The sequence below is a fragment of the Treponema sp. R8-4-B8 genome (assembly GCF_054786175.1).
The window spans coordinates 1-709 of the sequence record NZ_BDHE01000195.1 but is presented as its reverse complement, the minus strand read 5'-3'; the positions used below and the strand labels follow the sequence as shown (position 1 = coordinate 709).

General features: G+C 36.7%; 3 protein-coding genes. 2 read left to right on the top strand and 1 reads right to left on the bottom strand.

Annotated features, from left to right (window positions below; translation table 11 throughout):
- The coding region (locus tag ACYVRA_RS07850; protein ID WP_461252181.1) for a helix-turn-helix domain-containing protein at positions 1-137 on the bottom strand (137 nt) is incomplete at its 3' end.
- 119 nt (positions 138-256) lie between these two features.
- Between ACYVRA_RS07850 and ACYVRA_RS07845 the strand changes: the two genes are divergently transcribed.
- On the top strand, positions 257-424 hold the full coding sequence (locus tag ACYVRA_RS07845; RefSeq protein WP_461252180.1) for a hypothetical protein: 168 nt from the start codon (positions 257-259) through the stop codon (positions 422-424).
- 97 nt (positions 425-521) lie between these two features.
- Positions 522-709: hypothetical protein (locus ACYVRA_RS07840; RefSeq protein WP_461252179.1), on the top strand; the 188-nt coding region annotated here is incomplete at its 3' end.

Genomic DNA, 709 nt, shown 5'->3' with positions numbered 1-709 from the left:
ATACGGTCGTTGACCTTTCGATGCTCACATTCAAGTTCCGCAATATACCCGTTGCTTATATGGATTGCTTTCGCAAATTCTACCTGCGACATATTGAGCGTCTGTCGTATGTGTCTTATGCGTTTGCTTATAGTCATATCCATATCATACGACAAAACCACTCACTATGCAATGTTGATATTTACAATTTGAGTATTTACAATTCTCACAAAATAGTATAATATTCTCACATACAGAGTATTCTATTGAGGGTTGGATGATTCAGGAAGAAAAACTTGAAAAGGTTTGTAAAAACTTTTCATTGCTCAATGAAGAGCAACAGGATTATATTATGGGCATATTACAGGCGTTAGTTTTCGCCAAGTCTGCCGCTAACTCGTCAGAATCCGGAAATCGACATCAATCTGATAAGCCGAAATCTTGACAGGATTACTTAAGTTTGAGAATAACGGCGTGTTTAGGGGCGTTAGGCTTTTTTATAAAAGCTTTATTTTTTCTTTATAATAACTTAATATTTTTATATGAGTAATACTTCGATATCAGGAAAGCCAAAAAAATTTTTAAGATTTATAATAACTCTGCTCATTGTTCTTGCGGCACTCTTCATTGGCTGGACTGCTTTTTCACTGATTGGCAGAATTAACGCGGCTTCTGTTATTCCCGATTCCGCTGACATTCGCCTTAGCATACGTAATCCTACCCGTTTGCT

Bases quoted from the DNA above. Each gene is read 5' to 3' on its own strand.
- ACYVRA_RS07845 (WP_461252180.1), top strand. From the start codon at position 257: ATGATTCAGGAAGAAAAACTTGAAAAGGTTTGTAAAAACTTTTCATTG.